This is a genomic window from Streptosporangium nondiastaticum, assembly GCF_003011965.1.
In the GTDB taxonomy this organism is placed as follows: domain Bacteria; phylum Actinomycetota; class Actinomycetes; order Streptomycetales; family Streptomycetaceae; genus Streptomyces; species Streptomyces nondiastaticus.
This window is the reverse complement of the sequence record NZ_PXWG01000055.1, coordinates 1-11,947: the sequence shown is the minus strand read 5'-3', so window position 1 is coordinate 11,947 and position 11,947 is coordinate 1. Positions and strand designations below refer to the sequence as shown.

General features: G+C 72.4%; 13 protein-coding genes. 6 read left to right on the top strand and 7 right to left on the bottom strand.

Going from position 1 to position 11,947, the window contains the following annotated elements:
* Nucleotides 1-106: 106 nt before the first annotated feature.
* The gene (locus B7P34_RS20080; protein WP_106678337.1) at nt 107-346 is read right to left on the bottom strand and encodes a chaplin; all 240 of its coding nucleotides are present in this window, start codon (nt 344-346) and stop codon (nt 107-109) included.
* 449 nt (nt 347-795) lie between these two features.
* Nucleotides 796-1,764 carry a polyprenyl synthetase family protein gene (locus tag B7P34_RS20075; protein ID WP_223268032.1) on the bottom strand — a complete coding sequence of 323 codons (969 nt, stop codon included), beginning with the start codon at nt 1,762-1,764 and terminating at the stop codon, nt 796-798.
* Nucleotides 1,765-2,529: 765 nt separating this feature from the next.
* Between B7P34_RS20075 and B7P34_RS20070 the strand changes: the two genes are divergently transcribed.
* Genes B7P34_RS20070 through crcB form a run of 3 tightly spaced genes read left to right on the top strand, consistent with a single transcriptional unit; the run spans nt 2,530 to nt 3,721 of the window.
* Nucleotides 2,530-3,009, top strand: a complete 480-nt coding sequence (locus B7P34_RS20070) for a fluoride efflux transporter FluC (protein WP_106678335.1) — start codon at nt 2,530-2,532, stop codon at nt 3,007-3,009.
* Entirely contained in the window at nt 3,006-3,365 is a 360-nt protein-coding gene (locus B7P34_RS20065) for a DUF190 domain-containing protein (protein WP_106678376.1), read from the top strand. The genes B7P34_RS20070 and B7P34_RS20065 overlap by 4 nt, the downstream gene beginning before the upstream one ends.
* Complete coding sequence (gene crcB / locus B7P34_RS20060) at nt 3,362-3,721, top strand: fluoride efflux transporter CrcB (protein ID WP_106678332.1); 360 nt, start codon at nt 3,362-3,364, stop codon at nt 3,719-3,721. The genes B7P34_RS20065 and crcB overlap by 4 nt, the downstream gene beginning before the upstream one ends.
* A gap of 7 nt (nt 3,722-3,728) precedes the next feature.
* Here crcB and B7P34_RS20055 read toward each other — a convergent pair whose 3' ends face one another.
* The gene (locus B7P34_RS20055; protein ID WP_106678375.1) at nt 3,729-4,628 is read right to left on the bottom strand and encodes a LysR substrate-binding domain-containing protein; all 900 of its coding nucleotides are present in this window, start codon (nt 4,626-4,628) and stop codon (nt 3,729-3,731) included.
* 89 nt (nt 4,629-4,717) lie between these two features.
* Here B7P34_RS20055 and B7P34_RS20050 point away from each other — a divergent pair, with 89 nt between their 5' ends.
* Together B7P34_RS20050 and B7P34_RS20045 are read left to right on the top strand one after the other, a co-directional pair.
* Complete coding sequence (locus B7P34_RS20050; protein ID WP_106678330.1) at nt 4,718-5,431, top strand: succinate dehydrogenase cytochrome b subunit; 714 nt, start codon at nt 4,718-4,720, stop codon at nt 5,429-5,431.
* 2 nt (nt 5,432-5,433) lie between these two features.
* Nucleotides 5,434-7,398, top strand: a complete 1,965-nt coding sequence (locus B7P34_RS20045; RefSeq protein ID WP_106678328.1) for a fumarate reductase/succinate dehydrogenase flavoprotein subunit — start codon at nt 5,434-5,436, stop codon at nt 7,396-7,398.
* Nucleotides 7,399-7,442: 44 nt separating this feature from the next.
* On the opposite strand, the gene B7P34_RS20040 is transcribed toward B7P34_RS20045, so the two are convergent.
* The gene (locus tag B7P34_RS20040; protein ID WP_106678326.1) at nt 7,443-8,651 is read right to left on the bottom strand and encodes an RNA-guided endonuclease InsQ/TnpB family protein; all 1,209 of its coding nucleotides are present in this window, start codon (nt 8,649-8,651) and stop codon (nt 7,443-7,445) included.
* A gap of 284 nt (nt 8,652-8,935) precedes the next feature.
* Here B7P34_RS20040 and B7P34_RS20035 point away from each other — a divergent pair, with 284 nt between their 5' ends.
* A complete protein-coding gene (locus tag B7P34_RS20035; RefSeq protein WP_106678324.1) occupies nt 8,936-9,688 on the top strand; it encodes a succinate dehydrogenase/fumarate reductase iron-sulfur subunit in 753 nt (250 codons plus the stop codon).
* Here the strand turns inward: B7P34_RS20035 and B7P34_RS20030 are convergent.
* From B7P34_RS20030 to B7P34_RS20020, 3 genes are all read right to left on the bottom strand, one after another.
* Nucleotides 9,666-10,466 carry a hypothetical protein gene (locus B7P34_RS20030; protein WP_106678323.1) on the bottom strand — a complete coding sequence of 267 codons (801 nt, stop codon included), beginning with the start codon at nt 10,464-10,466 and terminating at the stop codon, nt 9,666-9,668. The two genes, B7P34_RS20035 and B7P34_RS20030, sit on opposite strands and share 23 nt — an antisense overlap.
* 4 nt (nt 10,467-10,470) lie before the next feature.
* Nucleotides 10,471-11,109, bottom strand: a complete 639-nt coding sequence (locus tag B7P34_RS20025) for an ABC transporter ATP-binding protein (protein ID WP_223268031.1) — start codon at nt 11,107-11,109, stop codon at nt 10,471-10,473.
* Nucleotides 11,110-11,186: 77 nt separating this feature from the next.
* The coding region (locus B7P34_RS20020) for a CAP domain-containing protein (protein ID WP_146166867.1) at nt 11,187-11,947 on the bottom strand (761 nt) is incomplete at its 5' end.

Sequence of the window (11,947 nt, the reverse complement as noted above, 5' to 3'; positions counted from 1 at the left end):
GAAACGCCCCGCGAAAACGGCGTGGCGCCCGCGACGGAAATCGGGGGCGCCACACGGAAGCGGCCCGGGGCGGGGGCACCCCGAATCCGCCGGTTTTCCTCCTGCGTCAGTCGATGACGCAGACGTTGCCGGACGCGGGGTTCAGCAGTCCGACGATGTCGATCGTGTTGCCGCACAGGTTGATCGGGATCTGGATCGGGACCTGGATGACGTTGCCCGAGATGACGCCCGGGGAACCGACGGCCGCTCCCTTGGCGACGGAGTCGGCGAGCGCGGTACCGGTGATACCCGCGAGCGCCGCGCCCACGGTGGCGGTCAGGGCAGCCGTTTTGACGATTCGTGACATGCGGAGACACCTTTGCTGCTTGATCTTGCTCGGTCGTACTGGGAGGCACCCGGCCGTGACGGCCGGGGTGTGCTTTTCAACGCCCCGTACTCGCAAAGGTTTCGTCCGTGGTGCGGATGGGTGACCGGTTTATCCCCTCCGGGCGGCCGTGTCCGTGTGCCGGTCCGTGCCGGGGCCACGGAGAAATCCGCGGCGATCCCCCGCCCTCCTGCAGTCATTTCGGCAGGTCGTCGGTCTAATGCGCTGTGCGGCAGCCGCGGAGGGGCCGGTGTCGCGGATAGGAATAGCCCTACAAATGCGGTTCCGCAGAATTACCCGTACGGCCCAATGCGGCCCGATGCGGCGGACCCCGGGAATCCGCACCGGGCGGCCGGTCCTGCCGCCCCTACGCCTGACCGGACCGCCGGTCCCGCGCCCCTGCACCTGGCCGGACCCCCGGTCCCGCGCCCCTACGCCCGCTCCGCCGCCATCCGCACCGCGAAGGCCGTCAGCTCCTCGCACCACCCCGCCGCGAGCCGCGCGGCGGCCGCGGTCCGGGACGCCCGGTCCACCAGCTCGCGGATGAGGCGCTCGGCAATGCCGCGCTCCTCGCGCTCCAGGAGGATCTCCCGCAGCAGTTCGGCGTCCCAGTCGTACTCCGGGCCGCCGTCGAGGAAGCCGCGCAGGCGCCAGGCGGCGTGCAGCGAGCGGGCGTAGGCGTCGTAGGCGGTGTCGAGGTCGGGCCGGTCGGCGAGCGCGGCGCCCAGCCGGAGCGGGTGCCGCAGGGCGTACCAGCCCGCGGTACAGCCCCGGTCGCATCCCGATATGCACCGCCCGGGCCACGGGTCGTCCAGGTACTCGGCGGCCATCGCCTCGTGGGCGTACGTGCCGATCACCCGCTCGACGCGCATCTCGTCCCAGATCTGCCACGCGGCGGCGGGCAGCCGCGCGGCGAGCCGGTCGGCGAGGGAGAGGGCGAGGTCGCCGGCCAGGGTGGCGGTGGACTCGCCGAAGCGGCGGGCGTCGCCGGCCCAGCCGTTGCGCTCGTGCTCGGCGGCGCGGCTGACGTGCAGGGTGGGGATGCCGCGGCGCAGGGCGGCGTTGTCGCGCACGTCGCTGCGGATGAGGGTGCAGGTGTCGAGGAGTTCGAGGGCGGCGGCGGCCTCGACGGCGGCCGGGGCGTCCGCGTCGCCGCCCGCCGCCAGATAGCCGGTGAGGAGGATGACCGGGCGGACCCGGTCGGCCCCCACGGCGACGAGTTCGGCGAGGGATTCGACGACGCCGGCGCCCCGCGCGTCGGCGGTGCGCCAGCGGCGGTGCTCGTCATTGAGGAGGCCGCGCAGCCGTTTCTCGACCTGGTCGAGCATCCCGGCGCGCTGGAGCTGGGGGACCGGTTCCTGGGGCGCCACCGCGCGGGGCAGCTGGGGTTGCGTCGTCATCGTGTGCCTCCCTGGATCGGTTTCGGTCCTGCGACCGACCCTGCCGGGCGGGCGCCCGCCCGGGGCGGCGGAGCCTGACCGGCCAGAAGACTGCCCACGGGAGCGCTCGGGAAGCGACGGTTTCCTGCCATACCGGAATGCGTCATCCCTCCTGCTTCATGGCGCTCTCGCCGCCCTCTCCGAGCCGCCGGAACGGCCCCAGGAGGCGGCTTGCGGCCCGTGCGCGCGTACGAGCGTGGTGCGCGTGTGGCTCATAATCGGCTGTCACCGCCCGGCCGGCCTGGGCCGATTCGCCCCGGCCTCCCCGGCGACCGGTCGTATCATCCGCCGATTCACCCGTGTGACCTGCAGTGAAGCCGTCCCCCGCAGGCCGTCAACTTCAGGCCAACACCGTACGGGGTCGGGCCCGCGGGGACGATGATGGCGCCGTCTGTACAGCGCGCGGCGCACGCCGCGGCAACGGGTGGGGTCCGGACCCGCCCCGCTCCCCCGTCGGGAGCCTCACCGCCCCCGCCTCCGCAGTCCGTCGACCTGCGGGCGAAGACGACGGGCCGGCTGGAGCGGTTCGAGGCGCAGGGCGGACGCGTCCAGTACGGCACGGTCGGGCCGGCGGACCGGCCGACTTCCCGGAGTGGTGCACGGAGCGGGTTCACGGGCGCGTACCGGGCCGACACGTACCTGACGGCCGTGGGAGCGGCCGGCGCGGCGGTTCCGGCGGACGGTGGATAGCCTGGGCGCACGACGACGAAGAGGCGGAAGGACCGCATGAGCACCACCCGGCCCGGGACGGTCACGGACGGCCCGCCCCCGCAGACGCGCCACCCCGGGCGGCGGCCCGTGGCGCGCGGGCAGGGCCCGGTCGTCTGCGCGGTCTCGCTCGGCGGCGGCGCCGGGGCCGCGGCCCGCTACGGCGCCGGGCTGCTGTGGACCACCCCGGCGGGCGCCTTCCCCTGGACCACTTTCCTGATCAACGTCGCCGGCTGCGCCCTGATCGGGGTGCTGCTGGCGGTGATCGGCGAGCTCGCCGCGCCGCACCGGCTGCTGCGGCCGTTCCTCGGCACGGGCGTGCTCGGCGGCTTCACCACCTTCTCGACGTACGCGGTGGACGTCCAGCGGCTGACCGAGGACGGGCACGTCGCGACGGCGCTCGCGTATCTGGCGGGCACGCTGCTCGCCGCGATGGCGGCCGTGTGGGCGGCCGCGACGGCGACGCGGGCGGTCCTGCTCCGCGGGAGCGCCCGGTGAGGCCCGCCGGCAGGGCGCTGCGCCTGACGGTCTTCCTCGGCGAGTCCGACCGGTGGCACCACCGGCCGCTGTCCACCGAGATCGTGCACCGCGCGCACGCCGCCGGGCTCGCGGGCGCGACGGTCTTCCGCGGGACCGAGGGCTACGGCGCCTCGTCCGTCGTCCACACGGCGCGGCTGCTCTCGCTGAGCGAGGACCTGCCGGTGACGGTGGTGATCGTGGACGCGGAGGAGCGCGTACGGGCGTTCCTGCCCGCGCTGGGGGAGGTCGCCGGGGAGCGGCTCGTCACGCTGGAACCGGTCGAGGTGCCGCGCCTCGGGCAGTCCGGGCCGGCCGCCCCGGAGGACGGCGCGTGAACTGGCTCCTCGTCCTCGCCGGCGCGATGGCCGGCGCGCCCCTGCGCTACCTCACGGACCGTGCGGTGCAGGCCCGCCACGACTCGGTCTTCCCGTGGGGCACGTTCACCGTGAACGTCGTGGGCAGCCTGATCCTGGGGATCCTCACCGCCGCCGCCCCGTCCCCGCTGCGGCTGCTCCTGGGCACGGGTCTGTGCGGCGCGCTCACGACGTACTCCACGTTCTCGTACGAGACGCTGACGCTGGCCCGCGAGGGCGCGCGCGGCTACGCCGTGGCGAACGCGGCGCTGAGCGTGGTGTGCGGGCTGGGCGCGGCGTTCGCGGGGGTGGCGCTGGGGCGGGCCTTGTGGGGCTGAGCCCCGCTCACTCCGCCTCTTCTCCCAGCCCCAGGTGCTCCAGCAGCACCGCCCGCAGCTCCCGTGCCGCGCGCGGCGGGGCCACGTCCTTGCGGTGGGCGAGCGCGACCGTGCGGCGCATGCGGGTGCCCTCGAAGGGCGTGACGCGCAGGCCCGAGCGGGCGGCCACCATGCCGGGCACCACGGCCAGGCCCAGGCCCGCGCGGACGAAGCCGAGGACGGCGTCCATCTCCCCGCCCTCGACGGTGAAGGACGGTTCGAAGCCGGCGGCGCGGCAGGCCGCGGTGGTGATCTCGCGGAGGTCGTAGCCGCGGCGGAACATCACCATGGGCAGGCCCTCCAGGTCCGCCACGCGCAGGGCGCGGCGGCGGGTGGGCGGGGGCTCGCCGGGGGCGGTGACGACGACGAGGTCCTCGCGCAGGAGCTCGGTCGTGGCGAGGGCCGGCGCGCCGACGGCCAGCGGCGTGATGATCAGGGCGAGGTCGAGGCCGCCGCCGGCGAGGGTGCGCACGAGGTCCTGGGAGCCGCCCTCGTCGACAACGAGCTCGATGCCGGGGTAGCGGGCGTGGTAGGCGCGCAGCACGTCGGGGACGAGGCTCGCGCACAGGCTGGGCGGGGCGCCGAGGCGGACCCGGCCGCGCCGCAGCTGGGCGACCTCCTGGACCTCGCGGCGCGCGGTCTCGGTGTCGGCGAGGATCTGCCGGGCCGACGGCAGCAGGGCCTCGCCGGCGTCGGTGAGGGTGATGTTGCCGCGGGCGCGCTGGAAGAGCTCGGCGCCCAGCTCCCGTTCGAGGGCCCGGATCTGCTGGGAGAGGGAGGGCTGGGCCACGTGCAGGACCTCGGCGGCCCGGGTGAAGTGACGGACTTCGGCCAGGGTCGCGAAGTAGCGGAGCTGCTGGAGTTGCACGGTCAGCAGCATAGATAGGCAGAGCCTATGGAAACCAGCTTCATCATGTCTTGGACGGATCGACAGGGTGCTGCCTAGCGTCTGGTGCCATGGCACTGGCGACCCGGACGGACCGTCCTCCACGTCCTCCGTCCCTCATCGGCTCCGTGTGGCGGTCGACCGTCGGCAAGAAGGCGGTCATGGCGGTCACCGGCGTGATCATGCTGGCGTATCTGGTCGCCCACGTGGTGGGCAACCTGAAGGTGTTCTTCGGCGCCGGCGAGTTCAACCACTACGGGCACTGGATCCGCACCATCGGCGAGCCCTTCCTGCACTACGAGTGGTTCCTGTGGATCGCCCGCGCCGGCCTGGGAACGGCGGTCGTGCTGCACGGCGTGGCCGCGTACCAGCTCAGCCGCCGCGATCGCGCCGCCCGCCCCCGGAAGTACGAGCGGGGCCGCCCGCGCGCGAGCTACGCGACCCGCACGATGCGCTGGGGCGGGGTGATCCTGGCCCTGTTCATCGTCTGGCACATCCTCGACTTCACCACGCTGGACGTGAACCCCAACGCGCAGGAGGGGCGGCCGTACGAGAACCTCGTCGCCTCCTTCGACCGCCCGGCCGTCAGCGCCTTCTACATCGTCGCGATGCTCGCCCTCGGCCTGCACATCCGGCACGGCTTCTGGAGCGCCGCGCAGACGCTGGGCGCCAACTCGCCGCGCCGCGACCGGGCGCTGAAATTCCTCGCCGATGCGCTGGCGCTGGTGCTGACCTGCGGCTTCATCGCCGTGCCCGTGGGCGTCCTGACTGGAGTCGTGAGCTGACCATGCCTGACACACCCGGTGTTTCCGACTACACGCGCTACACGACCGGCGAGCCGGTCACCGACACCGCCGCCCCCGCCGGGCCCATCGCGGAGCGCTGGGACCGCCGCCGCTTCGAGGCGAAGCTGGTCAACCCCGCGAACCGGCGCAAGCACACCGTCATCGTCGTCGGCACCGGCCTCGCGGGCGGCGCCGCCGGGGCCACCCTCGCCGAACAGGGCTACCACGTCGTGCAGTTCTGCTATCAGGACTCGCCGCGCCGCGCCCACTCCATCGCCGCCCAGGGCGGCATCAACGCCGCCAAGAACTACCGCAACGACGGCGACTCCGTGCACCGCCTCTTCTACGACACGGTCAAGGGCGGCGACTTCCGCGCCCGCGAGTCCAACGTCCACCGCCTCGCCCAGGTCTCCGTCGAGATCATCGACCAGTGCGTCGCGCAGGGCGTGCCCTTCGCCCGCGAGTACGGCGGGCTGCTCGACACGCGCTCCTTCGGCGGCGTGCAGGTGTCGCGGACGTTCTACGCCCGCGGGCAGACCGGCCAGCAGCTGCTCCTCGGCGCGTACCAGGCGCTCAGCCGGCAGATCGACGCGGGCAACGTCGAGATGCACGCCCGTACGGAGATGCTCGACCTGATCGTCGTCGACGGGCGGGCGCGCGGCATCGTCGCCCGGGACCTGATCACGGGCGCCGTCAGCACCCACCTCGCGGACGCCGTGGTCCTCGCGAGCGGCGGCTACGGCAACGTCTTCTACCTCTCCACCAACGCCAAGAACTCCAACGCCACCGCGATCTGGCGGGCCCACCGCCGCGGCGCCTACTTCGCGAACCCCTGCTTCACCCAGATCCACCCCACCTGCATCCCGCGCTCCGGCGACCACCAGTCGAAGCTGACGCTGATGAGCGAGTCGCTGCGCAACGACGGCCGCATCTGGGTGCCGAAGGCACAGGGCGACACCCGCCCGCCGGGCGAGATCCCGGAGGCCGAGCGCGACTACTACCTGGAGCGGATCTACCCCTCCTTCGGCAACCTCGTCCCGCGCGACATCGCCTCGCGCGCCGCGAAGAACGTCTGCGACGAGGGGCGCGGCGTCGGCCCCGGCGGGCAGGGCGTCTACCTGGACTTCGCCGACGCGATCGCCCGCATGGGCCGCGACGCGGTCGAGGCCAAGTACGGCAACCTCTTCGAGATGTACGAGCGGATCACGGCGGAGGACCCGTACGAGGTCCCCATGCGGATCTACCCGGCCATCCACTACACGATGGGCGGCCTGTGGGTGGACTACGACCTGCAGACCACGGTCCCCGGCCTCTTCGCGATCGGCGAGGCCAACTTCTCCGACCACGGCGCGAACCGGCTCGGCGCGTCCGCCCTGATGCAGGGCCTCGCCGACGGCTACTTCGTCCTGCCGTCCACGATCAACGACTTCCTGGCCCGGCACCCGCACGACGCCGTGCCCGGGGACCACCCCGCCGTGACGGAGGCCGTCGCGGAGGTGACGGACCGGCTGCGGCGCCTGCTGGCCGCCCGCGGCGACCGCACCCCGGACTCCTTCCACCGCGAGCTCGGCGAGCTGCTGTGGGACGAGTGCGGCATGGCCCGCACGGACGCGGGCCTGCGCAAGGCCCTCGGCCGCATCCCCGCCCTGCGCGAGGAGTTCTGGCGGCGCATCAGGGTGCCGGGCACGGGCGAGGAGCTCAACCAGTCCCTGGAGAAGGCCAACCGCATCGTCGACTACCTGGAGCTCGCCGAGCTCATGTGCCTGGACGCCCTCCACCGCACGGAGTCCTGCGGCGGCCACTTCCGGGAGGAGAGCGCCACCCCGGACGGCGAGGCGGCCCGCAAGGACGAGGAGTTCTCGTACGCGGCGGCCTGGGAGTTCACGGGGACGGGCAGTCCGCCCGTCCTCCACAAGGAAGCCCTGACCTTCGAACACGTCCACCCCACCCAGCGGAGCTACGCGTAGTGACTCCGCCCACGCATAGACGCGCGGGCTTCCTGTGTCGCTGGCTATGCCTCCGCACAGAGGACCAGCCCGGCCCTCTTGAGCACGTTGAGCGCGCCGACGTGATCGGCGTTGGCGACGTGGCCGCATGTGACGCACTCGAACTTTGCTTGGGTGATGCGGTTCTCCGCGCTTGTGTATCCACATTCGGGACACTCGCGGGAGGTGTTGCGGGCGTTCACCGGAATCACGCGGCGAGCGGCACTCTCAGCCTTCTGCGCCAGAATTCCCAGGAACAGCCCCCAACCCGCGTCGAGGATGCTTCGGCTCAAGCTTTTTTTGACAGCAGCCCCGTTAGGCAGGAACGCACCGTCGTGCTCGGGGTCAGGCTTGGGCTGCGGTCTCTTGGTCATGCCCACGGTGTTCAGTTTCTCGTGCCCGATCACGTCGTGCTCGCGGACCAGAGCGAGAGCGGTCTTGTGGTGGTGGTCGAGCCGTCGACGCCGGATCTTCACATGGATCTTCGCGACCTTCCGCGCGGCAGACCGGTGCTTCTTCGTCCGGCGCTTGGTGCGCTTGGGGAAGGTGTCCAGGTGCCGCTGAGCAGCAGCCAGCTCCTCACCCATCGAGACAAGGAAGCGCGGGTTCTCCTTGTGCACGCCGTTGGAGTCGGTGAAGAAGTGCACCGTGCCCATGTCGATACCGACGATACTGCCGGTCACGGGCAAAGGCTCGGCGGATACCTCATCACAGGAGAGTACGACGTACCAGCGCCGGCCTTCCCGCTTCACCGAGATCGTCTTGACCCTGCCTTTGACGGGCCGGTGCTGGTGCACACGGACGTGCCCGACGCCCTGGAGGCGGACGCGGACCTGAGCGTCGTGCGGTGTGGAGTCCCACCGGCAGCCGTCCCCATCTTTCGGGAAGGTCACGGTGTCGAAGTGCCCGACACCCTTGAATCTGGGGTACCCCGGGACCTGACCGGCCTTCACGCGGCGAAAGAACGCCTGGAACGCCTTGTCGAGGCGCCGCAGAGTGGCCTGCTGACTGGAGAAGGACCAGCGTCCTTGCCTCTCGGGGTCGAACGCCCGGATCTCCTTGAGCTGGGCGGACTGGTCACCGTACTTGATGCTCGTCTTCGAGGCGTGCCGGTAGGCGCCACGCCTCTCCTGCAAGGCGCCGTTGTAGAGGGAGCAGTGGTCGGCCAGCATCTCGCCGAGACCCTGTTCCTGCCGGGCGGTGGGGCGCAGGAGGAACTTGTAGGCGCGGATCACTTCTCACGCCGGCTCTCGGAGCGGAGCCCTTCGGCCAGAAGGACACACGCGGCGCCGTTGATCGAGAGGCCCTTGAGCCGGGCGTACTCCTCGACCTTCCGCTTCAGTTCCGGGGGGACACGCAGATTCAGCGACTCCCGGACATCTCCCCTAGCCACAACCAAAATGCTACCACTTTGGGACCGGCCCACACTCAGGACCAGACGCTGCGCCGCTACGCAGCGCAGTTTGCGGATTCGATTCCCCCGCCGGCTGCAGCCGGCGGTCCCCTCGAAAGGATGCTGATGGACCTCACCCTGCGCATATGGCGCCAGCGCAACGCCGGCGAGGCGGGCGCCATGACCACGTACCGGGTCACGGGCATCAGCGAGGACATGTCCTTCCTGGAGATGCTCGACCACCTCAACGAGGAGCTGATCCTCGCCGGGGACGAGCCCGTCGCCTTCGACCACGACTGCCGCGAGGGCATCTGCGGGGCGTGCGGCATGGTCATCAACGGGCAGGCGCACGGCCCCGAGCGGACCACGACCTGCCAGCTGCACATGCGCCACTTCAGCGACGGCGACACCATCGACGTCGAACCGTGGCGCGCGGCGGCCTTCCCGGTCGTGAAGGACCTGGTCGTGGACCGGTCCGCGTTCGACCGCATCATCGGCTCCGGCGGCTACGTCTCCGTCCCGACGGGCTCCGCGCCGGAGGCCCACGCGACGCCCGTCCCCAAGCCGGTGGCGGACCTCGCCTTCGAGCACGCGGAGTGCATCGGCTGCGGCGCGTGCGTGGCCGCCTGCCCGAACGGGTCGGCGATGCTCTTCACCTCCGCGAAGGTCGTCCACCTCAACGTCCTGCCCCAGGGCGCGCCCGAGCGGGAGTCACGGGTCCTGGGCATGGTGGACGCCATGGACGACCAGGGCTTCGGAGGCTGCACGAACACCGGCGAGTGCGCCACCGCCTGCCCGAAGGGGATCCCGCTGCAGTCCATCGCCACGATGAACCGCGAGTACCTGCGGGCCTCCCTCAAGGGCGGGCGGCGGCGCTGAGCGGCCGCCGCCCCGCGGCCGGGCGGTGGTCGCGGGTGCGCAGGCGGAAGGCGGCGGTGCCCAGCAGCCACATCGCCGCGAACCAGGCGGGGCCCAGCATCAGATGGCCGTACGGGGTGTCGCCCGAGAAGCCCGCGGCCACGCTCACCTGCGTGGGCCCGTACTCGGGCAGGGCCTGCACGCCGCCCTTGGTGGCGCCGGGGTTGCTGATCGGGTTCTGCAGCATGGTGTCGAGCAGGCTGGTCATGATGATGACGAACAGGCCGGCCAGCTCGTTGCGCAGGAAGGCCCCGAGCAGGATGCCGATCCCGCCGTAGCCGACGCCGGCCGTGAACACGCCGGCCATGAGCAGCCAGGGCCGGACCGGGTCCCAGTACCAGCAGATGACGGCCGTCGCGTAGGCGGAGATCAGGGCCGCGGCGAGCAGCATCGCGCCCACCTTGGCGACGAGCAGGCAGACGCGCGGGTAGCCGGCCAGGACCAGGCGGCGGTCGAAGGCCAGCGACTTGAACGTCGTCATGAACATCATGAAGCCGACGATCAGCGTGACGGCGTTGATCGCGCCGGAGACCATCGTCAGCCGGTTGCCGTCGACGGTCAGGTGCCGCCCGGTGGCCCGCAGCAGGAAGCCGGTGGGCGCGCCGGCGACGAACCAGTGCTCCATCGTCAGCCAGAACGGGATGTAGAAGACGACGAGCACGAGCGCGAAGCGGTTGCGGGTGTGCTCCAGCAGGGCGAAGGCGGCGGCCGTGGCGAAGCGGCGTCCCGGGTTGTCCATCCGCTCACCCGCCCCGGCCGGGCCGCCACGGCGCGGCGACGCCGTCGTGCAGGCGGTAGAGGGCGTCGAGCCGGTCGGCGTCCCAGGCGAGGTGGGAGACGACCAGGACGCAGCAGCCGCGGTCGCGCAGGCGGCCGGCGACGCTCCAGAACCGCAGGTAGGTCTCCCAGTCGAAGCCCTGGTACGGCTCGTCGAGGAGCAGCACCTGCGGGTCGTGCATGAGGGCGAGGGTCAGGTTGAGCTTCTGCCGGGTCCCGCCGCTCAGCACGGCGACGCGGGACTGCCGGTACCCGGAGAAGTGGAGCTCCTCCATGAGCTCCTCGGCACGCCGCATGCTGCTCAGCCCGTAGGCGACCTGGAAGTAGCGCAGGTGCTGCTCGACGGTGAGGAAGTCGTTGAGGACCGTCTCCTGCGGGCAGTAGCCGAGCCGGCCCCGGTGCTCGACGGCACCGGAGTCGGCGGCGGTCTGCCCGCACAGGATGCGCAGCAGCGTCGTCTTCCCGGCGCCGTTCTCGCCGACGACGCCGGCGAGGGTGCCGGGGCCGAGTGCGAGCGAGACGCCGCGCAGCACCCGGCGGGCACCGTACGACTTGTGCACGCCGCTGACGCGCAGGGCGTGCGGGGGTGCGTGCGGTGCGGACACGCCTGTCCAACGACGGACGGGGCGCCTCGTTGCGGACGGGCGGCGGACTCCGGCCGGCGGCGGGACCGGCGGACGGGTCAGCGGGCGCCGAAGACCTGGGTCCAGCGGGGACCGCCCGGGGCCTGGTTGACGCCCACGCCGATCTCCTTGAAGGAGCAGTTGAGGATGTTCTTGCGGTGGCCGTCGCTGTGCATCCACGAGTCCATGACGGACGCCGGCGTCTGCTGCCCGTAGGCGATGTTCTCGCCGTAGGTGCTCCAGCTGTAGCCGGCGGCGGTGATGCGGTCGCCGGGGCCCTTGCCGTCGGGGTTGGTGTGGTCGAAGAAGCCGCGGGCGGCCATGTCGTCGGAGTGGCCCTGGGCGGCCCGGTCCAGCGTGCTGTTCTCGGTCAGGGGCGAGCAGCCGGCCTTGGCGCGCTCGGCGTTCACGAGGGCCGTGACCTGCTGGCCGAGGGAGCCGCCGCCGGGGCCCGCGGCCTTGGGGGCGCTCTTGGCCGGGGCCGCGGTCTTCTCCTCGGGCGAGGGCTTCGCGGCGGACCGGCTCGGCTCGGGCGCGGAGGACGAGGGCGGGGCGGAGGACGACGCGGACGCGGACGGCTTGGCCGACGCGGAGGCGGAGGCGGACGCGCTCGCCGACGGGGACGGCGAGGCGCTGGGCGGCAGCGCGGCCGTGCTGGCGTCGAGGGCCTGGACCCGGTTCTGCGCCGTCTGCCCGTCCTTGGCCGAGACGCTCCTGCCGTCCGAGGAGTCGGAGAAGAGGTAGAGGCCGCCGCCGGCGAGGACGGCCAGGACGGCGGCGCCGGCCGCGGCCCGGCGGGCGGTGCGGGGGCGGCTCGCGC

What these genes read in the sequence shown, in the direction of transcription:
- B7P34_RS20030 (WP_106678323.1), bottom strand. Translation starts at nt 10,466, where the DNA reads ATGGACAACCCGGGACGCCGCTTCGCCACGGCCGCCGCCTTCGCCCTG.
- B7P34_RS20050 (WP_106678330.1), top strand. Translation starts at nt 4,718, where the DNA reads ATGGCACTGGCGACCCGGACGGACCGTCCTCCACGTCCTCCGTCCCTC.
- B7P34_RS20045 (WP_106678328.1), top strand. Translation starts at nt 5,434, where the DNA reads ATGCCTGACACACCCGGTGTTTCCGACTACACGCGCTACACGACCGGC.
- B7P34_RS20070 (WP_106678335.1), top strand. Translation starts at nt 2,530, where the DNA reads ATGAGCACCACCCGGCCCGGGACGGTCACGGACGGCCCGCCCCCGCAG.
- B7P34_RS20035 (WP_106678324.1), top strand. Translation starts at nt 8,936, where the DNA reads ATGGACCTCACCCTGCGCATATGGCGCCAGCGCAACGCCGGCGAGGCG.
- B7P34_RS20080 (WP_106678337.1), bottom strand. Translation starts at nt 346, where the DNA reads ATGTCACGAATCGTCAAAACGGCTGCCCTGACCGCCACCGTGGGCGCG.
- B7P34_RS20075 (WP_223268032.1), bottom strand. Translation starts at nt 1,764, where the DNA reads ATGACGACGCAACCCCAGCTGCCCCGCGCGGTGGCGCCCCAGGAACCG.